The following is a 24,867-nucleotide window of genomic DNA, read 5'->3' as shown; positions in this document are numbered from 1 at the left end:
GGCAACAGCGCTATGCCCGGAGTGAGTGCAACTCACCCCGGCGCTGAAGCTCGACTCAGACCGACTTCGGCGTGGTTTGGGGCTCCGCGGCGGTCGCCTGCGACTGGGCGATGGTCGCCTGCGGCAGCTCCTGGACCGGTTGCTGAACCGGTGCCGCGCTCGCCGGCGCGGTGCTCTCGCTCTGCATCTGGCTGACCTCGCTCTTGAAGATGCGCAACGACCGACCCAGGCTGCGGGCGGCGTCGGGCATCCGCTTCGCGCCGAAGAACATCACGAAGAGCCCGGCAATGATCAGCCAGTGCCAGATGCTCAGACTGCCCATGGTTAACCTCCCAAGAATGTGGTAGCTCTGATGCTACCGGACCATGACGTGGGCGAACTCCCGCGTCAGTACTCGTTTGCCCAACGTTCAACCCCGGGCGGTGGCAGCCGCGGCCCGCAGCTGATCCCACAGTTCGGGGCCCGTCCAGGTGCGCCGGTCGCCGTGTTCGGCGGCCACGATCAATTCGATCAGTCGTTGATTCACCGGTGTCGGTGCACCGACCATGGCGCCGAGGCTCACAATTTCGCCGCACAGCCAGGAGATCTCCGTCTTGCGGCCGAGCGCGAGATCGTCGGCCATCGACGAGCGTGCGACCGGGTCGATGGCCAGCACCTGACCCGCCACCCGGCGAAAGATCCCGTCCGGGACGGTCAGCAGCCGAACCATGAGGTGCGGCGGGAGCGGGGTCAGCCGGGCCGGGCGAATTCGCGCTCTGTTCATCGCGGCGAGCGCTTCGCCCTGGGTGAGCGCCAGGCAGCGGCGGTAATTCCGGTCGGCGAGTTCCTCGCGCAGCGGCCTGCCGGAGAGTGCGTTGATGGGATTGTTGAGATTGAGCAGCAACTTCGCCCACTGCACAGGCAGCAGGTCGGGATGACGGCGCAGCGGCAGCCCGGCCCGCGCGAAGAGCTCGACGAAGTGCGCTAATGCCGGATCATCCTGCACGGCGAGCCCGCCGTCGGTGCCGCGATGGAAGCGACCGTCCGCGTGATGGACGACGTTGAACATCACCATGCCCGCAAGCACCACGCAGGTGGGCAGGACATCCCGGATCACGGTGTCGTTGCCGATCCCGTTCTGCAGGCTCAACACCACGGTGCCAGGGCGAATCTTGCCCGCCAACTCGCGCACCGCCTCGGAGGTCGCCGCTGATTTCACGGTGACGAGCACCAAGTCCGCCGACCCGACGTCCGTCGGCTCGGTGGCGACACGGAACTCGTCTGCGCCCACCACGTCCTCGCCGCCGTCGAGGTCGGTCAGGTGCAGCCCGGACCCGCTGATCTCATCGAGTGCGCGACGCCTGCCGACGAACGTCACGTCCGCGCCTGCCGCCGCCAGCTTGCCGCCGACGAAGGTGCCGACACTGCCGGCGCCGAGCACCATCACGTGACAGGTCACACCGGCCCGACTTCCTCTGATCCGACTTCTTCGTACGCCGCCAGCGCGGCATTCGAGCGCTCACGCACGGCGGCGACCAACTCGGGCGGCCCGAGCACGGTGACACCCGAGCCGAAGCCGAGCAGCAACCGCGCCATCCAATCCAGGGTGGCGAACCGCATGGTCGCCTCGAGACTGCCGTCGGGATGCACGGCCAGCCGATGCATCGGATACTGGTCGAGCACCCAGCCGTAGTCGCCGCGAATCCGTAAGCGAGCCAAGGGAACCGCGGGATCGTCCTGGAACAGGTCGAGTGCGGCGGACTCCTCGGTCGCATGACTGGGCGGGCGTGCCTGCTCAGCCAATTCGGTGGCCGCCTCGATCCGGTCGAACCGGAACAGCCGCACCCCTTCTGCCTGCCTGCACCACGCCTGAAGGTAACTGTTGTTGTCCACCAAGACGATTCGGATGGGATCGACGACCCGTTCGGACACCACATCGCGACTGGCCGAGTAGTAGACCAGGCGCAGCGCATGCTGGCGAGCCAGCGCAGAACGCACCGTCGCCACCGCGGGCGCCTCCACCGGCGCGCTCGACGACTCCCCCAGCCCCACGCCTTCGGCAGATCCACCGTGGGAGATGGCCGATTCGATTTTCGCGATCGCCGCGTGCGCCGCGGTCGGATCGACCATGCCGGGCATGTCCACGATCGACCGCAATGCGACAAGCAAGGCCGTGGCCTCGGTGGAGGTCAGCCGCAGCGGACGGTCGATGCCCGCCGAGAAGGTGACCTCGATGCTCTCCTCGGAGAACGACAGATCGATCAGATCACCGGGTCCGTAACCGGGCAGCCCGCACATCCACAGCTGATTCAGGTCGCCCATCAGCTGTTTGGTGGTGACGCCGAGATCGACGGCCGCCTCGGCGGCGCTGATGCCGGGATGGGCGATGAAATACGGGATCATGTTCAGCAACCGCGAAAGCCGAACCGACAACCGTGAGCTCACGCTGTCACCTCCGTGCGATCGAAGACCGACCGCAGTCTCGCAACGACATCGGCGCGCAGTTCCTCGGGCGCGAGCACCACCGCATCGGGTCCGAGCCCGGTGATCAACCGGGCCAACCAGTCGCGGGAGCGGACGGGCAGCTCCACCACGACACCGTGACGTGCACCGATCATTCGGTCGCCGGCGATCCGGCCGAGCCTGCGGATTTCCCGGCCGCGATCGTCGGCCACCCACACGGTGGCCGAGCCGGTCACCGGGGCGCTGCCGGTGACGGTGTCGACGATCGCGCGCAGATCCACCCCATCCGGCTTGCTGACCACGTTCGGCGGGCCATAGGCGGTTACATCGTCACCGATCCGCGAGAGCCGGAAGCTGCGCACTGCGTTCCGGTCCCGGTCGTGGCCAACGAGATACCAGCGGCCGTGGTGGGTGACCACACCCCACGGCTCCACATCACGCATGAGATAGGGCGCGTTGACCGCGCCGCGGTGTTCGAACCGGACCGCCTGCCCCGCGTCGATGGCCGTCAGCAGTTTGCCGAGCACCGGTTCCGAGCCGCGGGTCCGCGCCGGCACCGCGGGCACCGACGCCACCGCGGCATCGGTCTCGACGTGGATTCCGGCCGCGCGCAGCTTGAGCAATGCGCCCTCGGCCGCGTTGGCGAGCTCCGGCGACTCCCACATCTGCACGGCGACCGCGACGGCGGCGGCCTCCTCGCTGGTCAGATCGATCTCGGGCAGCTCGTAATCGTCGCGGTTGATCCGGTAGCCCTCCATCGTGGAATACCGGCTCACCGGCCCTACCTCGAGCGGAATGCCCAGGTCACGCAGCTCGTTCTTGTCCCGCTCGAACATCCGGCTGAACGCTTCGTCGCTGACCGACTCCTCGTAGCCGGCGACGCTGTCCCGAATCCGCTCCGCGGTCAAGAACTGCCGGGTCGACAGCAGCGCGATGACCAGATTCATCAGCCGCTCGACCTTGGATATCGCCACCCGAACAGGGTAATGGGCCGGGCGGCGCAACGGCGCGGCGGCGCACTATTCGCGCGCTACGGACGTGTCACACTTACCGGATGATCGTCGCTTTCTCCGTGACTCCGCTCGGCACCGGCGTCGACGTCGGCCGTGCCGTGGCCGAGGCGGTCCGGGTGGTTCGCGCCAGCGGACTGCCGAACCGCACCGACGCCATGTTCACCACGATCGAGGGTGAATGGGACGAGGTGATGAGTGTCGTGAAGCAGGCCACCGACGCCATCCTCGCGGTAGCACCGCGGTGCAGCCTGGTGCTCAAGGCCGACATCCGGCCCGGCGTCACCGACGCGATGACCACGAAAGTCGAGAAGGTCGAGCGGTATCTGACAGAGTCCTAGCCACGACTGTTCGCTTCGGCCACAAGAGTTTTCGTAGACCAGCAAGCGGGCCTGGGTACGAAAACCCGGGCCCGCTGTCGAGCTGCTCGCTACATCGAGGCGATGAGCCGGTCGACACGCTCGTCGACCGAGCGGAACGGATCCTTGCACAGCACGGTGCGCTGCGCCTGGTCGTTCAGCTTCAAGTGCACCCAGTCGACGGTGAAGTCGCGACCCGCCTCCTGCGCGGCGGTGATGAAGTCGCCGCGCAGCTTGGCCCGGGTGGTCTGCGGCGGAGTGTTGACCGCGGCGTCCACGGCCTCGTCCTCGGTGACCCGCTTGGCCAGGCCCTTGCGCTGCAGCAGGTCGAAGACACCGCGGCCGCGCTTGATGTCGTGATAAGCCAGATCCAGCTGGGCGATCTTCGGATCCGACAGCTCCATGCCGTAGCGGTCCTGATAGCGCTGGAACAGCTTGCGCTTGATCACCCAGTCGACCTCGGTGTCGACCTTCGCGAAGTCCTGTGCCTCGACCGCGTCCAGGGTCCGCCCCCACAGGTCGACGACCTGGTCGACGTGGGGATCGCGGTCGCGGTTACGCAGGTGCTCGACGGCGCGTGCGTAGTACTCGCGCTGGATCTCCAGGGCGCTGGCCTGCCTGCCGCCAGCCAGCCGCACCGGACGCTTGCCGGTCAGGTCGTGGCTGACCTCACGGATGGCGCGGATCGGGTTGTCCAGCGCGAAGTCGCGGAACGAGACCCCCGCCTCGATCATTTCCAGCACCAGCGAGGCCGTGCCGACCTTGAGCATGGTGGTGGTCTCGGACATGTTCGAGTCGCCGACGATCACGTGCAGACGGCGGTATTTCTCCGCGTCCGCGTGCGGCTCGTCGCGAGTGTTGATGATCGGCCGCGACCGGGTGGTCGCCGAGGACACACCCTCCCAAATGTGCTCGGCACGCTGCGACAGGCAGAACGTGGCCGCCTTCGGCGTCTGCAGGATCTTGCCCGCCCCGCAGATCAGCTGGCGGGTGACCAGGAACGGCAGCAGCACGTCGGAGATCCTGGAGAATTCACCGGCCCGGACCACGAGGAAGTTCTCGTGACAACCGTAGGAGTTGCCCGCCGAATCGGTGTTGTTCTTGAACAGGTAGATATCACCGCCGATGCCCTCCTCCGCGAGGCGCTGCTCGGCGTCGATCAACAGCTCCTCCAGCACCCGCTCGCCCGCCCTGTCATGGGTGACCAGCTGAGCCAAGTTGTCGCACTCGGCCGTGGCGTACTCCGGATGCGACCCGACATCGAGGTAGAGCCGAGCACCGTTGCGGAGGAACACGTTCGAGCTACGGCCCCAGGAAACTACCCGGCGGAACAAATACCGGGCTACCTCGTCAGGGCTGAGCCGGCGGTGTCCGTGGAAGGTGCACGTCACACCGAATTCGGTCTCGATCCCCATGATTCGTCGCTGCACACCATCGACATTACAGCCATGTCATGTACCCGCGTGGGAGTGCGGACAACCCGGATGCATACGTCTTCACAACGATTTTGCACGTCGGCGCAACATTCGACGGAAAAGTACCAGCGACGAACGAAACCCCCGGCGCTCCGTGGGACGGAACACCGGGGGCCTCGAGGACCGGATCAGGCGACGATCACTCCGACTTCGGAGCGTCCTCCGCTTCCGCCGCAGCGGTCGCTGCGGCGGCCTTGCTCTTGCTGCCCGATTTACTGCCGGCCAGCAGCCCTTCCAGGGCGGTGTCCGAAACCCGGCGAAACGCCCGCCGCGGCCGGGCCTGCTCCAGTGTGGCGACCTCGAGCGAGCTCACCCCGAGTATGCGCTTCTCCTTGTCCGCGCCCTCGGGAACCCCCGCGGTCAGCGCCTTGACGGCCACGCCGACGGCCGAGGACAGGTCGAGACCCGGCTGGTAGGACGCCTTCAACGCGGTGAGGATCGGCTCGGTCGTGCCGCCCATCACCACGTATTCGCGCTCGTCCACGATCGAACCGTCGAAGGTGATCCGGTAGAGCACCGAGGTCGGCGTCTGCTCCGGATACCCCACCTCGGCCACACAGATCTCCACCTCGTACGGCTTGAGCTGATCGGTGAAGATCGTGCCGAGAGTCTGCGCGTAGGCGTTGGCGAGGCCGCGACCGGTGACATCGCGCCGGTCGTACTGGTAACCCTTCAGGTCGGCCTGCAGGATGCCACCGCGGCGCAGCGCCTCGAACTCGTTGTACTTGCCCACCGCGGCGAACCCGACGCGGTCGTACAGCTCGCTCACCTTGTGCAGCGTCGCCGACGGGTTCTCGGCGACGAACAGCACACCCTTGTCGTACACCAACACGATGACACTGCGACCACGACCGATGCCCTTGCGCGCAAGTTCGGTCTTGTCGCGCATGATCTGTTCGGCCGACGCGTAATACGGCAGTGTCATGCTTGCGCACTCCCTTCTTCCGCGGCCTCGCGGTCGGCGACGATCCCACGCGCGATCTCCGCCAAACGCTCCTCCGGCACCAGATCGGCGCCCTCCTCGTTGACGACGATCGCCGTCGGATAGATGCCGCGCATGATGTCGGGACCACCGGTGGCGGTGTCGTCGTCGGCCGCATCGAAGAGCGACTCGACGGCGATGCGCAGTGCGCGGTCCTCGTCGATTCCCTTGGCGTACAGCTTCTTCAGCGACGACTTGGCGAAATTCGAACCGGATCCGACAGCGGTGTAGCCGAAACGTTCCTCGCTGCGGCCGCCGACCACGTCGTAGGAAACGATGCGGCCCGCTTTGTCCGGATCGGTGGCGTATTCGTCGTAGCCGACGAGCACCGGGACCACCGCAAGACCTTGAAGCGCCGCGGGCAGGTTGTCCCGCACCATCTTCGAGAGCTTGTTCGCCTTACCGTCGAAGGTCAGCGAGACACCTTCGATCTTCTCGTAGTACTCGAGCTCCACCGCGAAAAGCCGCACCATCTCGATGGCCATGCCCGCGGTGCCCGCGATGCCTGCCGCCGAGTAGGTGTCGGTGATGTACACCTTCTCCATGTCCCTGCTGGCCAACAGGTTTCCCATGGTGGCCCGCCGGTCACCGGCGATCAGCACGCCACCGCGATAGGAGACCGCGACGATGGTGGTCCCGTGCGGAGCCAGGTCCTTCGCGGCGGTGCCACCGGAGCTTCCGGTGGCACCCTCTATCGCGGCGAATCTGTTGCCGGGCAACAGTTCCGGTGCGTGCATGCGGAGATGTTCGGTGAATGACGAGAGAGCGTGTCCCGGGTGGAGACGCAGCGGGTCACCTGCTGTCACTGGCCACCCTTCTGCACGTACGCACGAACGAAGTCTTCCGCGTTCTCCTCGAGCACATCATCGATCTCGTCGAGCAGGTCGTCGGTCTCCTCCGCCAGCTTCTCGCGGCGCTCCTGTCCGGCGGCGTCTACGCCCTCCGGGCCCTCATCCTCGTCGCCGCCCCCGGCGCGCTTGGTCTGCTCTTGTGCCATGGCAGCCGACCTCCTCTGTCCTCATCATGACCAGGGCTCATGGTCCGAGCACGGCCCTGATCATGAGCAATGTCCGTGCTCGTCCTTCAACACTACCCAGCGACACCGACACGGTGTCGTATTCCGAGCCGATGTGCGGCCGAGTCGACACCGGATCTCACTCAGGTGGTCAACTGTTCGACAAGCTCGGCGGCGGTGTTGACGCCGTCGAGCAGCTTGCCGACGTGCGCCTTTGTCCCGCGGCGCGGCTCGAGCGTCGGGATGCGCACCAGCGAATCCCCGCCGAGATCGAAGATCACCGAATCCCAGCTCGCGGCAGCGATATCGGCGCCGAAGCGGCGCAGGCACTCACCGCGGAAGTAGGCGCGGGTGTCGGTGGGCGGCTTGGTCATCGCATCGAGAATCTGCTGCTCGGTGACGAGACGTTTCATCGATCCGCGTGCCACGAGGCGGTTGTAGAGCCCCTTGTCCAGCCGCACGTCGGAGTACTGCAGGTCCATCAGGTGCAGTTTGGGCGCGGCCCAGCTCAGGCCCTCACGCTTGCGCATCCCCTCGAGCAGACGCAGCTTGGCGGGCCAGTCGAGCAGGTCGGCGCATTCCATCGGATCACGTTCGAGCAGGTCGAGCACCAGCGCCCAGTTCTCGATGATGTCGCGAACCCGGGGATCGTCGTTGGCGCTGCGTGCCACGTACTTCTCCACCCGATCCAGGTAGATGCGCTGCAAGGCCAGACCGGTGAGCTCACGGCCGTCGGTGAGCGCCACCGTGGCGCGCAGGGTGGGGTCGTGCGAGATCTGGTGCACCGCGGTGACAGGGCGGGCCAGCTGCAGATCCGACAGGTCCTCGCCCGCCTCGATCAGGTCCAGCACCAGCGCGGTGGTGCCGACCTTGAGGTAGGTCGACATTTCGGCCAGATTGGCGTCGCCGATGATGACGTGCAGTCTGCGGTACTTGTCGGCGTCGGCGTGCGGCTCGTCGCGGGTGTTGATGATGCCGCGCTTGAGCGTGGTCTCCAGGCCGACCTCGACCTCGATGTAGTCGGCACGCTGGGACAGCTGGAAACCGGCGTGATCACCGGACTGGCCGATACCGACCCGACCGGAACCCGTGATCACCTGACGCGACACGAAGAACGGGGTGAGACCGACGATGATCTGATTGAACGGGGTTTCGCGGCTCATCAGATAGTTCTCGTGGGTGCCGTAGGAGGCCCCCTTGCCGTCGACATTGTTCTTGTACAACTGCAGCCGCGGTGCGCCCGGCACGCTCGACGCATGCCGCGCCGCGGCTTCCATCACACGTTCACCGGCCTTGTCCCAGATCACCGCGTCCATCGGGTCGACGACCTCGGGTGCGGAGTATTCGGGGTGGGCATGGTCGACATACAGTCGGGCGCCGTTGGTGAGGATCATGTTCGCCGCACCTACCTCGTCGGCGTCGATCACCGGCGCAGGCCCGTTCATCCGACTCAAGTCGAAGCCGCGCGCATCGCGTAGCGGCGACTCCACCTCGTAATCCCATCGAGTTCGCTTCGCGCGTGGCACACCCTCCGCCGCCGCATAGGCGAGGACCGCCTGGGTGGAGGTGAGGATCGGGTTGGCGGACGGCTCGGTGGGAGTGGAGATGCCGTATTCGACCTCGATGCCGATGATGCGCTGCATAGCGACGAGCCTAGTGTGCAGTCGCCCAAGGCCGTCGACAGTCCCACACTTGGACGAATGCGGCTGCGGCCCCGGTGTCCCCGGGGCGGCGTAAAGTCCGTCGTCGGCATCCGCGCTCGATCGAGGGCATCGGCCATCCGGCGGACCTCGATCTCATACCGTGGGTGGTACTTACGGAGGACCCATCCGGCCTCGGTGAACGGGATATTCGGACCATGACCGAATCGATCGCCGATTCCCACTCGGATACCGCGGGGCGACACCGCAAAGCGGATGAGCCGAACATGGCAGCACCGACTCCCGCCGCGCCCTCGCGAGTCGTCGCGCTGGATGTGCTGCGCGGCATCGCCATCCTCGGTACGCTCGGCACGAACATCTGGATCCTCACCGACGTAGCGGGCCTCGTCGGCTACCTCGACGAGCTGCACACCGAGGCGACCGGCTGGATGTGGGCCGAGCGGGTCATGCAGCAGGTGGCGCAGGGTAAGTTCCTCGGGCTGCTCACCATCATGTTCGGCATCGGGCTCGCCATCCAGCAGGGTTCGGCCGCGCGAGCAGGCCGCCGCTGGCCGGGCAGCTATCCGTGGCGGGCCGGGCTGCTATTCCTCGACGGACTGCTGAATTTCTTATTCATCGCCGAGTTCGACGTGCTGATGGGGTACGCGCTCACCGGACTGGTCGTCGCCTTCATCCTCGCGACAAGCACACGCGCGCAACGTCGTTGGCTGATCGTCACGGCGGGCATCCACCTCACGATGTTGACGTCGATCGCGGTCGGCATGGCGTTCGATTCCCGCCAGGACTCGGGGCCGGGACAGGCACTCGACCCGAATCCTTATGCCGACGGATCGTTCTGGGATCTGATGCTGTTCCGGCTGGAGAACGCGGGCATGTTCCGATTGGAGGCGATCTTCGTGTTCCCCATGTCGATCGCGCTGTTCCTGGCTGGTGCTCGGCTGTTCCGGGCCGGAGTCTTCCGACCCGAAGGCGCACGAATCCGCAAGCGGCTCATGATCGCCGGGTTCGTGGTGGCGGCTCCCCTCGATCTGATCGTCGGTGTACTCGGTGGGGGCGACATGCTGCTGTTCACCCGATACGGCACGGCACCGGTCGTCTCGTTCGGCATCCTGGCACTGGTGGCCGAGTTCTCTCTGCACCGCCCGCGTGTCGGATTCGTCGGCCGCCGCCTCACCGACGTCGGCCGCACCGCACTGAGCTGCTACATCCTGCAGAACCTGGTGGCGTCGATCCTGTGCTACGGCTGGGGTTTCGGCCTCGCCGCCCGGGTGTCTCCCGATGCCCGCATCCCGTTCACGCTCGGCATCTATCTGCTGGTCGCGCTGATCATCGTCGTCTTCGCGCACCTCTGGCTGCGCCGCTTCGAGCGCGGACCGGTGGAGTGGCTGTGGAATATCAGTTACCGCGCGCTCACTCGCGAACGGCCCGAGCATGAACACCCGTGACGAATCGGCGGCATAGACCGCGCCGGTCGAGTCGAGGGCAAGTACCCGTGGACGGTCACCGCCGCCGAAGGGCGGGAACGGCAGCTCTACCGCAGTCGCGGAACCGCCCGGTAGGTTCAGCACACTGCTATCGGCCACATATACCGCCCCGGCATCGCGAGCCACCGCGTTCGGCGAAACGAGCGGCGGAAACGGGAGGGTCACGATCCTAGGTCGCGATGATCAAGGCGATGCGCCTTGTCACGGCCGTCGCCCTTCTGCGGTGTGCCGCACCAGGAATGCCTCGATCAGTGCACCACGCTGGTCGGCCGTCGCGCGCTCCAGTTCGATGGTGTCACCATCGATTGTCACCGATATCTTGCGGGCCGCGGCCTGCCGGTTGAGCCAGTCACGCAGCATCTCGGTCAGCGCGGTGAACACTCCGCCGGATGCACTCAATGCGACAACCAGCGCGCCGATTGCGACGGGGTCGGCCGACTTCGCCGAATCCGGCACCGGACTGTCGCGAACCAGTGCCACCGAATCGACATCGAGTTCGGACAGTTCTGCGCGCAATTGCCGTGCCAGCCGGTCCACCTGGTCGGTATCGGATTCCGCGGCAAGGGCCATGACAATTCTTGCCGTCAGCACATGGGCTGCATCGCCTCCATTCATTCGACCACCTCCCGCGGCCATATCTTCAGGCACACATGTTCCCGCACCGAACCTGCCTGCACAAGGCTTCCACCGAAAGCCTGTCATGTGGTCGGCCGATCGCGGCCGAACGGCAAGCCAACAACGCGCTCGATTTATTGCCCGATCACATAACCGCACGTCGGGATACCCACGCGACCAGGCAGCGCCGCCTGCCCACCGGGTCGCGGCGGACCGGAATACGAGTGCGCAGCTACTCGTGCCCTCCATGGGACTGCGCCGGATTCTTACCCTGCGTCACCGATCTCGCGTCGACGTATCAATTCCATCAGCACCTGGAGGAGTGTCATGTCGGATCCGGCACGCGCAATGAGTAAAGATGATGCTTTCGCCGAACTCGAAAGTCATCGCCGATTTCTTCCGCAGCGTCTACGACTTCATCGCCACTGAATGGTAGGACACCTCCGACGGCGCGGACACCGCCGGCGTCACCAGCGCGATCGGCGACAGCAGCTTCATCATGCACCCGGACCACCCGGCGTCGCACCCATTGCCCGCCAAGAGCGGCCGCGAGGCGCATTTCAACCATATACATATGCAGATCGGCAAAACCGGCACAGAATAGCTACCGTCGTCGGTGTGACACTCGCCGACCGGTATCCCTTGCTGCACACCCCCACTCGCTGGGAGTGGGGCGGTCTGGACGTCCAGTTCTCGACCGACCCGCCGCCCGATGGTCTCGTGACAAACATCCATGTCGTCTGTTTCGTCGGCAACGAAATCGTGCTGTGCCGCGACGACCGCGACGTGTGGCTCGTCCCGGGCGGCACCCGCGAGGCGGGCGAGAGCATCGACGAGTGCATGCGGCGTGAGCTGCGCGAGGAGGCGGGTGCCCGGCCGGTGGGCTCGGTCCGGTGGCTCGGCGCCCACTACGCGACCTCCGATCATCCTGCGCCCTATCGCGATTGGCAGCCGCACCCGCACAAGGCGTGGCTGTGGTGCGCTGCCGACGTCGTCCTGGAATCCGCGCCCAGCAATCCCGACGATGCCGAGAACATCATCGAGGTGCGCGCAATTCCGATCCCCGAGGCCATTCGGCTCGCTTGCACCGACGGCGATCACATGGCCGAATTGCTCTCACTCGCAGTGGAACTCCACCGCCCGTAACTGCGCGCACCACACGCTGATCTCGACGGCACACAGCGACCTGCGCGCGAAACGAACACGACTCCGACGCACCCCACGCCCGGCACCATCCCGACATCGCACCCAGCCCGAGTCGCACCCACCGACATGGATGCCGCTCGCGAGCCGCGCCACCGTGCCGCAATGCAATCCAGGTTCCGCCCGTTTTGTCACCGGTGACGCGATCCAGTTCACGGACTCCGGATGACCGGGGCGGAATCGAGCCGTCGAGCACATGAATTTGGTCGAATGCACAAGGCTGCGGGCAACAGTCTTGGTGTTTGCCGCTGGTGCCACTGCTCGGGTATGCGGTGAGGTGAGAGATGCCAACGAGGTCGACCGAGTCGCAGGACGACGGTGCGCCTCGACCGGATGTGAGCAGAAGGTTGGGTCTTGGTTTCATCGACAGTCCCGGCGGGCGCGGCCCGTCCGGACACACTGTGTGCCGCATTTCAGGCGAATGCCGCGAAGTATCCCGACGCCATTGCATTGCGCACCATGGGCGGCGGGGTCACGATCACCTGGCGGGCCTATGCCGATCGAGTGCGCACCATCGCCGCAGGGCTGGCCGGACTCGGCGTGCGCCCCGGCGACACGGTCGCGCTGATGATGACCAACCGTCCCGAATTCCATTTGTGCGACACCGCCGTTCTGCACACCGGCGGCACCCCGTTCTCGGTGTACAACACCAACCCCATCGACCTGCTCGCCTACCAATTCGGCAACGCCGGCAATAAGGTGGTGATCTGCGAGCGCCAGTTCGTGCCACAGATCCGCGCGGCAGCGGCCAAGGCCGCCGAGCACGGCAACCGAGTCGAGCATGTGATCTGCGTCGATGAAGCACCGGACGGCACGACTGCGCTATCGGCCGTCGAGGCAGCGCTACTGGCGGACTTCGATTTCGACACCACCTGGCGCGCAGTGAAACCCGATGATCTACTGACCATCGTCTATACCTCGGGCACCACGGGGCCACCCAAGGGCGTCGAGCTCACCCACACCAACTTCATCGAAAACGCCCGTGTCATCGAACAATTCGGCGGCGGTGGACCGGACGATCGGGTGATCTCTTACCTGCCCGACGCGCACGCCGCCAACCGGTGGTTCGCACACTATCTGACCATGCTCGAGGGCGGCGAGATCACCACCGTCGCCGTTTTCGGGAAGGTGGCGGATGCCCTTACCGAGGTGCATCCGACAGTCTTCCTCGGTGTACCGCGCGTGTGGGTGAAAGTCAAAGGTGCTCTGGAGGATCGGTTCAACGCCGAGCGCCCGATCAAGCGCCGACTGGTGCTCTGGGCGATCGGCGTCGGCCGCGCAAAGGCTCGCGCAATCTCCGACGGTCGTACCCTCGGCCCGCTGGATCGACTCCGGCACCGGCTCGCCGAGCTCCTGGTGCTCGCCCCCATCCGCACCCACCTCGGCCTGGATCGCACGCGCGTCGCAGTCACCGGATCGGTGGCGATTCCGCCGGAGGTGCACGAATTCTTCCTCGGCCTCGGTCTGCCGTTGTGCGAGGGGTACGGCATGACCGAATGCACCGCGGGAGCAACGCTGAACGGGCCGGAGCGGGTCAAAATCGGCACCGTCGGCACGCCGCTACCCGGAGCGGAGGTGAAACTCGGCGACGACGGCGAAGTGCTGATCCGCGGCAAGATGGTGATGCGCGGCTACCGCAACGACCCGGAAAAGACCGCGGAGACGGTGGATGCCGACGGCTGGCTGCACACCGGCGACATCGGCATCATCGACGCCGACGGTTACCTCTCGATCGTCGACCGCAAGAAGGAACTCATCATCAACGCGGCGGGCAAGAACATGTCGCCGTCCAATATCGAGAACACGGTCACCGAGAACTGCCCGCTGGCGGGCACTGTCGTGGTGATCGGCGAGCAGCGCCCATACAACACCGCGCTGATCTGCCTCGACCCCGATCTGACCACTGCGTTCGCGCAACGCAACCAGCTCGCCGCAGCCACCGTCGCCGAGTTGGCGAAGAACCCGGAGGTGCTTGCGGCGATCGAACGAGGCGTGGCGGCCGCCAACAACAAGCTCTCCCGTGTGGAGCAGATCAAGAAATACCTCGTGCTCACCGAGGTGTGGGAGCCGGGCAGCGACGTTTTGACCGCAACCGGCAAACTCCGGCGAATCCCGATCGCCACCCGCTACACCGATACGATCGAGTCCCTGTACTCGACGTAGTCCGGGACGGAGGACAGCAATGATGTCAGCGCGGACCCGGAGGTGCAGATGAGCGATCCTGGCAAAGCCCCGCTCATCGGAACCGACCGGCTGCGGGCGCCCCGGACCGTGCCGGTGTTCGACGATTTGCACTGCAAGGTCGCGTCGATGATCGACGGGTTCTATACGGTGCTCCCGCCTTATCAGCGGCTGCCGCAATCCCTGGTCGAGACCGACTTCGCCCATGGAACGAAGCTGAATGTCGACCTGTTCTTCGAGTATCTGCGCAGCGGCGCGGAGCCGTCCGAGGAAGACACCAGAGAGCTCGTCGAGCTCGCGATGGAGCGGATGCGCGACGGCACACCGCTGCCCGAGGTGCTCGACCGTTACCGGCTCGGCGCGTCCTTTCTCTGGGAGCGGCTGCGCGAATCGGCCTCGCCAGCCGAGCGCGAGCTGCTGCTCGACGCGTCGCTGGTGCTGTTGAAGTACGTCACGCTGGTGACCGGGCGCATTGCCGGCGCCGCCACCCAGCGTTCGCACGATCCGCGCTGGGAGTTGCTCGAGCGCAGACGCGGCATCGCCGATGCCCTGCTCACCGGGCGCGACCCGATCGAGTGGGCCAATGACCCGGTGATCCCGGTGGCCGACGCATTCCTCGTCGCGGTGTTCCGCCTGTGCGGCACCCGAGGCGGGCCCGCAGCCGCACTGCGGCACCGGGTCGAGGCCATCGCCGGGGTGTTCCTGCGCCTGGACGCGGGTGGCTGGACTGCTCTCATTCCGCTGCTACCGGGCGATGACGGCGCGGCGACGCTGACCGCCCTCACTGCGCGCATGCCCGCCCAACTTCCCGGACAGCCGCCGCCGTACTGGGTGGGTGTCTGCGCTGCCCGGTCGCGTGCCGAGATTCCCGCGATGTTCGCCGAGTCGCGGGTGCTCGCGGAACTCGGCCGTTGCCTGGCGCGCCGTGAAATCCTGTGCCGCAGAACGAATTTGCAATTCGAGTACACCGTCGCGGTGAGTGACGCGGCCCGACCGGGACTGGCCTCGGTGCTCGCGCCGCTGGATGCGCAGCCGATGCTGGCCGAGACGCTCGAAGTATTCGTCGACAGCGGCTTCAATCAGCTGGCCACCGCACGTCAGCTCAGTGTGCACCGCAACACGGTCACCTACCGCCTCTCGCGTGTCCATGAACTCACGGGCCTGGACCCGCATCGGCCCGCGGACGCCATGACCCTCTCCGCGGCCCGCCTGGCTCGCCGCTTGGAGTCCGCCGACTTCGCCCCGTAACCGTTCGTTGGGTCGGTGTGCGAGCAATTGCCTGCACAGGTGTCGAGCCAGCTCGTCCGGGCAGGTTCTCGGGGGCTCCGCACACTGCTCGGCACCAGGCTCGACAATGCCTGCACCCTATACAGTTTCGCGCCGTACTTCCTCGGTGCGCTGAGCCGGAGCGAAACATCCACGGTGGTGGTCGGCTTCGACCACGCGATCTGCGACGCCTGGTCGATCACGATCACGATCGCGGTCGCCGAGCTGGACGAGCTCTACCAGGCGGCCAAAGACACAATTCAGCCGCAGCGCACCGCTGGACGACGTGCAGTTGTCGTTCACCCGCAGCTACGACGGCCTCGCGTTGCGCACTCGGTTCCCGGACACCCCCGTGGCCCGGCCTTTGGTCACCGAGTTCCTCGATCGGGTCGCCGATATCCTGACAACCGCCGTGCGCCCGGGATAGTCTCGGCGGGGGATCCGAACCGGGATTCGCAGTCTGCCGGGAGCATCCGATGATGAAGGCTCTGGTTACCTCGACCTCACCTCGATCCGCGAGCGCTGCCGTCGGCCCGCCCGGCGACGCTCGCAGCGAAGGTAGCGCGTTGCTGCGGGCCGGCGTGCTCGCCTTCGGCGGTTCGATCGGCCCGACCGCACTGCATGCCCATCACACCGTGCAGATCGTCGCCGCCTGTACCCCGGTAATCGTGGTGGACGCCAGCGGCATTCGCCATCAGGGCACCCACGTGATCGTCCCCGCCGACGCGCCGCACCGGATCGCCGCGGGCGCCGAGCGCGGCACGGCGATCTACCTCGATCCCGAGACCGTCGCGGGCGCGGCCGCCGACCGTAGGGCGCACACCTACGGTTGGGCAGACAGCGCCCACTCGCTGCCGGTCGATCCAACGGGAGCGGCACTTGCCGACGTGGTGGCCGATGTCGTCCGCGATCTCCAGCACGACGAGCACCACACCGGCAACCCCGCACGGCATGCCGCGGTGACCGAAGCGCTCGGGTTGCTTCCCACGTTGATCCGCAACGGCCCGATCCGCGGCACCGACGTCGCCCGCAGGCTCGGTATTTCAGCGACCCGGCTGACCCATCTGTTCACCGAACAGATGGGAATCCCGATGCGTCCCTACATCCTCTGGTTGCGCCTGCACGTCGCCGTGACCCGGGTCCGATCCGGCGACGACCTGACCGCTGCCGCCCGCGCCGCAGGCTTCGCCGACAGCGCCCAGCTCACCCGCACCTGCCGCCGCATCTTCGGTCTGCCCCCTACGGCGCTGGGCAGCCACGTCGACTGGGATCTCGGCGACGAACCATAGCCACAGGGATCAACGGTCCCGGGTGAACCAGGCCGTGGATTCGCCTCTGCAGAGCAGCACGAGGACCGCGACCGACAGGCCGAGACCGAGAAAGCCCGTCAGCGGGCCGATCGCCACCAGCCCGAGGCATACGACGGCTTCGACCGCAGCGAGAGCGACACCGATCACCTGGACCGGTCGACCGAAGATGCCGAATACGAACGCAACGACGGCAAGCAGCCAGGCGAATAAATATCCGAATACCATGGCGCCCGCCAATTCGACGTTCTCGGCTCGCCAAGCAATGGTAGTGAGTGCGGCTCCGAATGCGCCGAGAGACCAGGCGGCCACCTGGGCCGAACGGATGGTTTCCGGCATCCGCTGCCGACTAACGGGCTGCGAGATTCCCGCACGTGTGAAAGGAACCGCATATTCGGCGCCGCCACCGTGAGTCGATTCGTCGGGGACAGATTCGTAACTCAATGCGCACCCCTCCATTCACCGGTCAAACCTTTGACACCTGTGTGGAGCTCCCGCGAACCATAACTTCGGCGCATGTGTTCGCCGACACGACGCGCTCGAAGATTCGGCACGCAGCGCGATGTCGCAACACCGACCGGGTACGCTCGGGGAATGTTCGCGCGGGTCCAGCTCTCGACGTTTGCGGTTTGCGCAGTCGTCCTGCCCGCGCTCGCACTGATCGTGGCACCCACCAACGAGCACGGCTCACTGGCCTTGCTCGGCGTGGTCGCGGCTTCGGTGGTCTTCGCGCTCATCGCGCTGCAGACCACCCGCAGGCTGCCGCTACTTGTCGCCCGATCCGGCCCGCCGCCCGCCGCGCAACGCCGGCGACGGGGCTCCTTTCTGCGCCAGAGCCATCCTGACACTGCGGGTCGGCCGCGACCTCGAGCGCCCGGTCTCGCCGACGCCTGACGTCCACCTCGCACCCGGTGCGTGGTGTCGTCGGCATTCCGGCTGACCATTCCAATTCCCGTGCGCGCTCGCACGTTTCGCAGTCAGGTATTCCGTCATGCTCGACTTCATCTATTACCCCGTGTCCGCCATTCTCTGGATATGGCACACCGCATTCTGCGCGATCCTCGGCCCGGACAGCGGGCTCTCCTGGGTCCTTGCGGTGGTATTTCTCGTCGTCACCCTGCGCGCGGCGCTATTTCTGCCGTTCCTGAAACAAGCGCGCACCCAAGCCGCCGTCAAGCGCCTGCAACCGCAGATCACGGCGCTGCAGAAGAAATACGCCGACGACCGGCAACGGCAGGCGATCGAGATCCAGAAGCTGCACAAGGAGCACGGTGTCAGCCTGATCGCAGGCTGCCTGCCGATACTCGGACAGGGTCTGGTGTTCTTCGGCCTGTTCCACGTGCTGCGGTCCTTCGACCGAACCGGCACGGCCGGGCACCTGCCCTTCCTCACTGCTACCGCCCCGATGACGGCCGCCCAGAATGCCGTCACACCCAACTACGTGTTCAGCGCCGCGGACGTGCAATCCTTCATGCAGGCCAAACTGTTCGGTGCACCGCTGTCGGCAACGTTGGCCGATACGGGCGGCCTCGCCTCAACCGTTGCTCTGATCGCGATTCCCTTGATGCTGATCGCCGCTGTCGCAACACATTTCACCGCCAGAGCTGCCATCACTCGGCAGGACCCCACCACGAACCAGCTGCCGCTCATGAACACGTTGTCGCTGTGGGTGTTTCCCGCGGGCGCGATCGTCGGTGGCGCACTACTGCCGGTGGCGATCCTGTTGTACTGGGTGTCGAACAATGCGTGGACTCTCGCGCAGCAACACCTCGTCTACCGACGGCTCGACGCCGAATCGGCCACCGAAGCACGACGAGCCGCAGCGGCGCGGGCAAACACCGCTCCCAAGCCAGGCGTGAAGCCGAACCGACGCCGACGGTAAGCACTTCCGCCGCCCTACTTCCCGGGTGAGGCGGCATGGGGCCAGCCGGGCGCGCCTGCACGTAGTACGCGGCTCGACAGCGCGCGGATCACCTCAGCACGGGCGCTCGCTGGGCTCGCACCTCACCAGTTCCATGCTGTTGGCCGATCATGTCTTCCTCGGCGCCGTAATACTCACGATCAACGACAAGATCCTGACGTGGCGCGACCCGCAGCTGGCACCACCGCGTTTCGGCATGAGGGGTCCAGTTGAACGGAAACTGGCGCTAGCGGGTGCTGGCGACCGAAATGCTTTGCTGTGGAGGTTAATTCGCTGGATCGGCGGGTGCTGGCGGGTGTGTGGTGGTTGCATGTCGGTTTTGTGGGTGATGAGGGCGGGGCCGGGTACGGCCCGTTCGGTGTGCTGTCGAGGGTCGAGCTGGAGCAGTTCTTTTATCTCGACAACAAAGGATCGGGAGCTGATCGCGGGCCGCCGGCGGGATTCGAATCGCCTGGGACTCGCGCTTCAGCTGGTCACTGTTCGGTACTTGGAGATGTTCTTGCCTGATCCGCTCGATGTTCCTGGTGAGCTGGTCGATTATCTGGCCGAGCAGTTGGAGATCGCGGATCCGTCGTGCGTGAAGTCCTACATCGACCGGGAGAAGACCAGGTTCGAACACGCTTGGGAGATCCAGCGCAGGGAGGGGCTGGTCTCGTTCGCGCAGGTCGAGGCCGAGCTGCTGGAGTGGATCGCTGATCAGGGGTGGATGACCGGCGACGGCCCGAAGGTCCTGCTCGCGGGCGCGGTGGGCTGGCTGCGGGAACGCAATGCTCTGCTGCCGGGTGTCACGACCCTGGAACGGCTGGTCACCGACGGCAGACATTTCGTGCTGATCGTTACGGCACCCGTGCTGATCGTTACGGCACCCGCGGCAGAACGACCGCGGCGGAGCGAGGACCGAGATTCAACCGTCCACCGCTGAGTTCGAGCCATTCGTCGGTGTCGACTGCCTTGGCGAAGAGCAGCCCGTCGTATCCGTCGACGCGGATAGTGACAGAAGTCGGGCTGGGGTCGTAGTTCGCGACGGCAACCGCTTGGCTGCCGTCCTCGGCCTCGAAGACCGTGTACGGGTGGTGCGCTCGCCCGTTCGCGTGCGTGACACTTGCTCCGACGGTGTCGGTGAAGCGGCCGTCCCACGTCCAGGCCCGCGTTTCTCGACGCAATGCATCCATTCGACCGCCGTACGCCACGGTGCTCGGGAAGTCGGGTAGCCGCCCTTTGAAGTTGAACGGCTCATAGCTCACGATGTAGCGGTACAGCAGGCATTGAGCGATCATGTTGCGGTCGTTGAAGCCGGTGACAGCGGTCATGAACTGCGCGTGCGGCTGGGTGTAGCGATGTAGCGGGAGATGGTGTCGGTCTTCGCTGCGGTGATAGGAGACCGTGTACGCATCGAACTGCCAGTCGTAGATCCCTTCGCCCGCGTAGAGGAAATCCTCTGGCGCTTGGGTGTCGAGGCGATGAATCAGCTCACGATCGTTCGCGTATGTCGGCGCACCGTAGCGATGGCCGTGCTGTTCGTCGAAGCAAAGCAGTGTCGGCGAGTGGTGCTGGCACTCGTCGAAAAGCATCCCGTCAGCGCCCAAGTCGACGATGATCTGGAATTGTCGCGCGCATTCCTCGAGATAGGTCTCGTAGAGGAAGCACATCGGAACCAGGCGTCGGGTGTTGATATCGAGTATCTGCGTGACCGTCTCGTATCTGTATCCGGGGTGCATGTAATAGTCGCCGTACGGATCCTTGACGGCGTGGTCGATGAAGTGCTCACGGAATGCGGCCGTCGACCGGTCTGCCCAATTGAACTTGGCGAACAGGATGACCTTTACACCGAGCGTCTGTACCTCGGCGATCGCGGCTGCGAGGGCGTCGAAACCGCCGAGCCGAGGCTCCGGTTGATGCGACGGGTTGTTGCGATCCTGGCCGCCGTCGTTCCACCCCACGAGCTGGATCGCGGCCACACCGGCTGCGGCGCATTCACGCCCCACCTCGACGAGCCGCTCGAACGGCAGGCGTAGTTCGTCCTCGGGTGAATTGATCTGAATCTGCAGCCAGGAGTGCGGCTCCCGCGCCCATTCGGGCGCGGACGCACGTCGGAACCACGTGTCTCGCCATTTCCTGTAGATATCGGCTCCCACGTGCCAGTCGCCGTCATAGACCTCCAGGAACAGCGGTGTCAGATCGCGCGATTCTCCCGAACGGATGAACGGCAGATGCACTGCCGCGTAGGTGATCGCCACGGGATGACCGTCGATCTCGTCGGTCTCGGGCACAGTCGCCTCGAGCGAGTCACCGTAGCCGGGCCAAAGCTCAGAATGCCAGGCGACGAGCTCGGTGCTGCTGTTCGCCACACCCAGGTACAGACCGTGAGCATCTCCTTGGATAAGTCGGTATGGCGCGGCCGGCGTTCCGTAGTTGCCTTCCGACAGCTGAGTCGGCACATCGACTCCGAAATAGCCGACGTTGTTCTCATAGGTGGGCCACAGCCGCTGTCGGCTCCCGGCGCCGTAGTCATGACCGATCGATTCGAGCCGGGTGTCACCCGGCGCGGGCCGGAGGTCACCGATACAGGGCGAGAAGACGTTCTCGACGATCAGGTCCGATCTGTTGTCGACGTTTGTCTCGACCGTGAGCCGACGGCCATCAAGACGGTATCGCTGCACGATCCCGATGTCGTGCTCTCCGCCGAACTGCGACCGCACGCCGTTCCAGCGCAGCTCGATCGACGTTCCATCCGCCTCGATAGACGGCGGTCGTTGGTGGACGCCGAACACGGAGTTGTTTCGTCGTCCTTCGAGCGGTAGGAGCAGGCGGAACGAGATACCGAGCGGCTCCCGTCCGACCACGCTCCACCCTGAGCCGACATCGACGTACGCCACCAGCGCCCCAGTGTCCGCGGCTATTCCCACCCTCGTCGAGTCGCTCTCCAGCCAGCGGATATCGCCGCTCATATCTTTCTTTCCCATCCTGCACGACCACGCCGATGGTCGCCAAGATGTTGCCGAGCAGCCATCCGCGCAACTGGCTTCCGCCGCGGACCACAGCGACTGGCGAGACGGTCGCACGCCCCGCGGTGACGCCGGCCTTTGCGCATCGCACGAGTCCGCGAGCGGTCGCGCAGCTGACTCCGGAACTGGCTGGTGGTGACTGCGACGACCGTGCCCGCAGGAGAGCGACGTTCGGGTTCCACGGTGGCTCCTTCGCGGCCTGGCTGCATTGGGCAAACGTTTTCCTATGTGCTTCGGCACAGTAGTATTACCGAAGCGCTCGTGACAATGCCCGGGCGACAGAAAGGTAGTGTCATGACGCTGCAACGTAGGGTGACGATCCACGACGTGGCGCGGGTCGCTGGCCTGTCCACGTCGTCCGTGTCGCGAGCCCTGACGGGCGCCCGTCGTGTGAACCCCGATGTGGCCGCGCGTGTGAAGGAGGCCGCGCTGCTGCTCGGGTACCGTCCGGATGCTGTCGGCCGGTCCCTCAGACGGCAGGAGACCGGAACCCTCGGCCTCGTGGTCCCCGACATCACCAATCCGTTCTTCCCGTCGCTCGTGCAGGCTGTCGTGGAACGGTCGCGTGGCGCCGGCTTCGGTCTTCTCTTGGTCGACTCGCGGAACAGCGCCGACCTCGAGGCCGAAAGTGTGCGACTTCTGCTCGACAAACGGATCGACGCACTGTTGATCTCGGCGAGCCACCGATTTCTGAGCAAAGCAACGATCGACATGGCGGCGCAGACAGTTCCGGTGATCCAACTCGACCGCGTCGTCGATGAGCAGCAGGCGTATGTGCGCATGGATCAACGTGCAGCGATTGAACTCCTCGTCGATCATATGGTGGCCCAGAACCGCATCCATCTGGCGTTCCTCGGCTCCGATCCCTCCGTCGCCACCTCATGGGAACGTCAGGAGGCGTTTCTGCAGATCGCGCCCGACAAGGATCCCGCCGCGGCAGGACGAGTCCTGGTCGGAGATTTCACTGTCGAGTGGGGCCGCGACGCTGCCCACAAGGTACGGCGCCTCTGGCCGGAAGTGAACGGCGTGATCTGCGCGAACGATCTCATCGCCCTGGGCGCACTTCAGGAGTTCACGGCGCAGGGCCTGTCCGTGCCCCGCGACATCTTGATCTCAGGCTTCGACGACACGCTTATCGCCCAGGCGAGCGGGCTCACCTCCGTGCGGCAGCCGGTCGACGACATGGCCGAGATCGCCGTGCCAGATCTCGTCGCCGGCGTCCGCGGCGACGACGATCCACTGCACGCAGTCCTCGAGCCCGAGCTCGTCATCCGCGACTCCAGCAGGTTGCACACGGTTACCGGCTGACCCGCCAGTGTTCCCAAGGCTGGACATGCCGTCTTCCGCAAGCCGTGTTGGGATAGAGCACACATCTCGGCAAACGTTTGCCGGATGGGCTATCGAACAGTTCCACTCCCCCGATGCTGGAGTTAGAAGTGGCCATATCCAGGTTCCGTGCGATGGTCGCGCTTGTCGCGAGCGTTGCCGCGCTTATCGGTGTCACAGCATGTTCCTCATCGGACGGCGACGCCAAGCACCTCGTCGTCTACAGCACAGATCCGGGGAACCCGAACTACCAGAAGGTCCTCGACGAGTTCGGCAAGGAGAACGGCGTCTCGATCTCTGTCGTCAGCTATCCGAGCTCGAGCTTCATCCAGCAGTTCACCCCCGCCGTCAACAGCAAGAGCCAAATCGATGTCCTGCTCGCCAACGGGCAGGACATCCGCTACTTGCAGAGCCGCGGGCTCGTGGGCTCTCTCGGAGGTGACGTCGACACCAGTGACCTGATTCCGGCGGCTTACGCGCCTTTCACCATCAACGAGAACCTCTACGCGGTCGGGGTCGGTGGTGTGAACGTGACAGCGTTCGTCTACAACCAGGCGATCTTCGACAAGTACGGACTCACAGTGCCGAAGACGATCGACGACCTCATCGCCGACGCGAAAAAACTGCAGGGCACTGGGGTGGCACCGGTCAGCGTGCCGGGCGGCCAGACATACCTTTGGCCGATGTGGATGATGCAGATGCTTCAGCAGACCACGAAGAACACCTCGACGGAGACGACGTTCAACACGTTGCAAACCGGCAGTCCCGCGTTTGATTCGACGGAGTACACCCAGGCCCTGGCCCAGATGGCCAGGCTCGGTGCCGGTGATGTCTTCGCCAACGGGTGGCAGGGTCTGCAGGAGCCGGCTGCGGTCTCACTGTTCACTCAGGGCAAGGCGGCGATGTTCTTCGGCGGTTCCTGGGACATATCGACCATCGTGCAGCAGGCGCCGTCGATGGATGTCAAGGCGTTCCCGTTCCCGAATTTCGTGCCCGGCGTAACGTCGACAGGATTCGGCGGAGCCGGTGTCGCCGCCGCCAGATACGGGAAGATCAACCCGATCCGTAAGACTCTCGCCGACAAGTTGGTGACGTACATGGCTTCGGCCGCTGTCGACAGGCAGCTCCTGTCCGGAGGCGAGGCCATCTGCCTGCCGACAGTGAAATCCGTCAAGCCGCCGGCATCCACGACGTTGCAGACCCAGCTCATGAACGACGTTGTCCCGACCGCGAGCACCTACCTCGACTGGTACTGGCCCAAGCAGGTGACCGCCGCCTACCAGAACAACATGGTCGGTGTGGTCTCCGGATCGAGAACACCGCAGCAGGCGTCGCAAGACGTGCAGAACGCATTCACCCAAGCCAAGTCAGGCGGATGGAAATTCAATTGATGCACTGCTGCGCAAGTCCGCACAGTCGTCTCAAAACGGTCTGTACGGCCTCCGCACCGTCGCCGCGTGCCCGCTCCACGACCGCCTCGATCGACCGCTGATGGTTGCCGACCTTCTGCGCCGGGCACACCTTTTGCCGTTCTCGTCGACCGTACACACGTGATGCGACGCCTTGCCGAGGTCGATACCGCTCCGACCCTCACTGGTCGGCACCAACCCCAGAC

24 protein-coding genes are annotated in these 24,867 nt (G+C 65.5%); 12 read left to right on the top strand and 12 right to left on the bottom strand.

The genetic code is table 11. The features are described 5' to 3' along the window. Positions 1–55: 55 nt before the first annotated feature. From tatA to OHA42_RS22355, 4 genes are all read right to left on the bottom strand, one after another. Positions 56–322 carry a Sec-independent protein translocase subunit TatA gene (tatA, locus tag OHA42_RS22370; RefSeq protein WP_406229820.1) on the bottom strand — a complete coding sequence of 89 codons (267 nt, stop codon included), beginning with the start codon at positions 320–322 and terminating at the stop codon, positions 56–58. 87 nt (positions 323–409) lie between these two features. After that, a complete protein-coding gene (locus OHA42_RS22365; protein ID WP_406229819.1) occupies positions 410–1,438 on the bottom strand; it encodes a 2-dehydropantoate 2-reductase in 1,029 nt (342 codons plus the stop codon). Further along, entirely contained in the window at positions 1,435–2,424 is a 990-nt protein-coding gene (locus OHA42_RS22360; protein WP_328400456.1) for a YafY family protein, read from the bottom strand. Before OHA42_RS22360 ends, OHA42_RS22365 begins: the two co-directional genes overlap by 4 nt. Beyond that, complete coding sequence (locus tag OHA42_RS22355) at positions 2,421–3,416, bottom strand: helix-turn-helix transcriptional regulator (RefSeq protein WP_406229818.1); 996 nt, start codon at positions 3,414–3,416, stop codon at positions 2,421–2,423. Before OHA42_RS22355 ends, OHA42_RS22360 begins: the two co-directional genes overlap by 4 nt. Before the next feature lie 80 nt (positions 3,417–3,496). Here OHA42_RS22355 and OHA42_RS22350 point away from each other — a divergent pair, with 80 nt between their 5' ends. Then, the gene (locus OHA42_RS22350) at positions 3,497–3,793 is read left to right on the top strand and encodes an MTH1187 family thiamine-binding protein (RefSeq protein WP_406229817.1); all 297 of its coding nucleotides are present in this window, start codon (positions 3,497–3,499) and stop codon (positions 3,791–3,793) included. An 89-nt stretch (positions 3,794–3,882) separates the two neighbouring features. Here the strand turns inward: OHA42_RS22350 and pafA are convergent, their stop codons facing one another. The 5 genes from pafA to dop form a co-directional block, all read right to left on the bottom strand. Then, positions 3,883–5,241, bottom strand: a complete 1,359-nt coding sequence (gene pafA / locus OHA42_RS22345) for a Pup--protein ligase (protein ID WP_406229816.1) — start codon at positions 5,239–5,241, stop codon at positions 3,883–3,885. A 184-nt stretch (positions 5,242–5,425) separates the two neighbouring features. Next, complete coding sequence (prcA, locus tag OHA42_RS22340) at positions 5,426–6,211, bottom strand: proteasome subunit alpha (protein ID WP_406229815.1); 786 nt, start codon at positions 6,209–6,211, stop codon at positions 5,426–5,428. Further along, complete coding sequence (gene prcB, locus OHA42_RS22335) at positions 6,208–7,005, bottom strand: proteasome subunit beta (protein WP_379063792.1); 798 nt, start codon at positions 7,003–7,005, stop codon at positions 6,208–6,210. Before prcB ends, prcA begins: the two co-directional genes overlap by 4 nt. Positions 7,006–7,070: 65 nt before the next feature. Further along, positions 7,071–7,265, bottom strand: a complete 195-nt coding sequence (locus tag OHA42_RS22330) for a ubiquitin-like protein Pup (RefSeq protein WP_019047503.1) — start codon at positions 7,263–7,265, stop codon at positions 7,071–7,073. A gap of 161 nt (positions 7,266–7,426) precedes the next feature. After that, positions 7,427–8,926 carry a depupylase/deamidase Dop gene (gene dop, locus OHA42_RS22325; RefSeq protein ID WP_406229814.1) on the bottom strand — a complete coding sequence of 500 codons (1,500 nt, stop codon included), beginning with the start codon at positions 8,924–8,926 and terminating at the stop codon, positions 7,427–7,429. Between the two features lie 284 nt (positions 8,927–9,210). Here dop and OHA42_RS22320 point away from each other — a divergent pair, with 284 nt between their 5' ends. Continuing rightward, positions 9,211–10,389, top strand: coding sequence for a DUF418 domain-containing protein (locus tag OHA42_RS22320; RefSeq protein ID WP_406239541.1), 1,179 nt, complete (start codon positions 9,211–9,213; stop codon positions 10,387–10,389). A 240-nt stretch (positions 10,390–10,629) separates the two neighbouring features. Here OHA42_RS22320 and OHA42_RS22315 read toward each other — a convergent pair whose 3' ends face one another. Continuing rightward, complete coding sequence (locus OHA42_RS22315; protein WP_406229813.1) at positions 10,630–11,043, bottom strand: hypothetical protein; 414 nt, start codon at positions 11,041–11,043, stop codon at positions 10,630–10,632. Between the two features lie 618 nt (positions 11,044–11,661). Between OHA42_RS22315 and OHA42_RS22310 the strand changes: the two genes are divergently transcribed. From OHA42_RS22310 to OHA42_RS22290, 5 genes are all read left to right on the top strand, one after another. Continuing rightward, positions 11,662–12,189: an NUDIX hydrolase gene (locus OHA42_RS22310; RefSeq protein ID WP_406229812.1), complete on the top strand. Its 528-nt coding sequence runs from the start codon at positions 11,662–11,664 to the stop codon at positions 12,187–12,189. 411 nt (positions 12,190–12,600) lie between these two features. Beyond that, positions 12,601–14,409: an AMP-dependent synthetase/ligase gene (locus OHA42_RS22305; protein WP_406229811.1), complete on the top strand. Its 1,809-nt coding sequence runs from the start codon at positions 12,601–12,603 to the stop codon at positions 14,407–14,409. Positions 14,410–14,457: 48 nt separating this feature from the next. Beyond that, positions 14,458–15,675: a PucR family transcriptional regulator gene (locus OHA42_RS22300; RefSeq protein WP_406229810.1), complete on the top strand. Its 1,218-nt coding sequence runs from the start codon at positions 14,458–14,460 to the stop codon at positions 15,673–15,675. Between the two features lie 304 nt (positions 15,676–15,979). Next, on the top strand, positions 15,980–16,120 hold the full coding sequence (locus OHA42_RS22295; protein ID WP_406229809.1) for a hypothetical protein: 141 nt from the start codon (positions 15,980–15,982) through the stop codon (positions 16,118–16,120). A 49-nt stretch (positions 16,121–16,169) separates the two neighbouring features. Further along, positions 16,170–16,982 (top strand): helix-turn-helix domain-containing protein, encoded by an 813-nt coding sequence (locus OHA42_RS22290; protein WP_406229808.1) that lies wholly within the window; start codon positions 16,170–16,172, stop codon positions 16,980–16,982. 9 nt (positions 16,983–16,991) lie between these two features. Here the strand turns inward: OHA42_RS22290 and OHA42_RS22285 are convergent, their stop codons facing one another. Then, positions 16,992–17,339, bottom strand: coding sequence for a hypothetical protein (locus OHA42_RS22285; RefSeq protein WP_406229807.1), 348 nt, complete (start codon positions 17,337–17,339; stop codon positions 16,992–16,994). A gap of 255 nt (positions 17,340–17,594) precedes the next feature. Here OHA42_RS22285 and OHA42_RS22280 point away from each other — a divergent pair, with 255 nt between their 5' ends. The 3 genes from OHA42_RS22280 to OHA42_RS22270 all read left to right on the top strand — a co-directional run bounded on the left by OHA42_RS22280 (position 17,595) and on the right by OHA42_RS22270 (position 19,843). Further along, positions 17,595–17,894, top strand: coding sequence for a DUF6412 domain-containing protein (locus OHA42_RS22280; protein ID WP_406229806.1), 300 nt, complete (start codon positions 17,595–17,597; stop codon positions 17,892–17,894). 97 nt (positions 17,895–17,991) lie between these two features. Then, a complete protein-coding gene (yidC, locus tag OHA42_RS22275; RefSeq protein WP_406229805.1) occupies positions 17,992–18,882 on the top strand; it encodes a membrane protein insertase YidC in 891 nt (296 codons plus the stop codon). 133 nt (positions 18,883–19,015) lie between these two features. Continuing rightward, positions 19,016–19,843 carry a DUF4158 domain-containing protein gene (locus OHA42_RS22270; RefSeq protein ID WP_406229804.1) on the top strand — a complete coding sequence of 276 codons (828 nt, stop codon included), beginning with the start codon at positions 19,016–19,018 and terminating at the stop codon, positions 19,841–19,843. Here OHA42_RS22270 and OHA42_RS22265 read toward each other — a convergent pair. Continuing rightward, positions 19,779–21,869: a DUF6259 domain-containing protein gene (locus OHA42_RS22265; RefSeq protein ID WP_406239540.1), complete on the bottom strand. Its 2,091-nt coding sequence runs from the start codon at positions 21,867–21,869 to the stop codon at positions 19,779–19,781. The genes OHA42_RS22270 and OHA42_RS22265 overlap by 65 nt on opposite strands. Before the next feature lie 324 nt (positions 21,870–22,193). Between OHA42_RS22265 and OHA42_RS22260 the strand changes: the two genes are divergently transcribed. Next, on the top strand, positions 22,194–23,234 hold the full coding sequence (locus OHA42_RS22260; protein WP_406239538.1) for a LacI family DNA-binding transcriptional regulator: 1,041 nt from the start codon (positions 22,194–22,196) through the stop codon (positions 23,232–23,234). A gap of 113 nt (positions 23,235–23,347) precedes the next feature. Next, positions 23,348–24,643, top strand: a complete 1,296-nt coding sequence (locus OHA42_RS22255) for an ABC transporter substrate-binding protein (RefSeq protein WP_406229803.1) — start codon at positions 23,348–23,350, stop codon at positions 24,641–24,643. Positions 24,644–24,867 lie beyond the last annotated feature (224 nt).

It is taken from the genome of Nocardia sp. NBC_01009, from assembly GCF_045208035.1.
Classification (GTDB): domain Bacteria; phylum Actinomycetota; class Actinomycetes; order Mycobacteriales; family Mycobacteriaceae; genus Nocardia.
The sequence above is the reverse complement of the archived record's forward strand: the minus strand, read 5'-3'. Positions and strand labels throughout refer to the sequence as shown.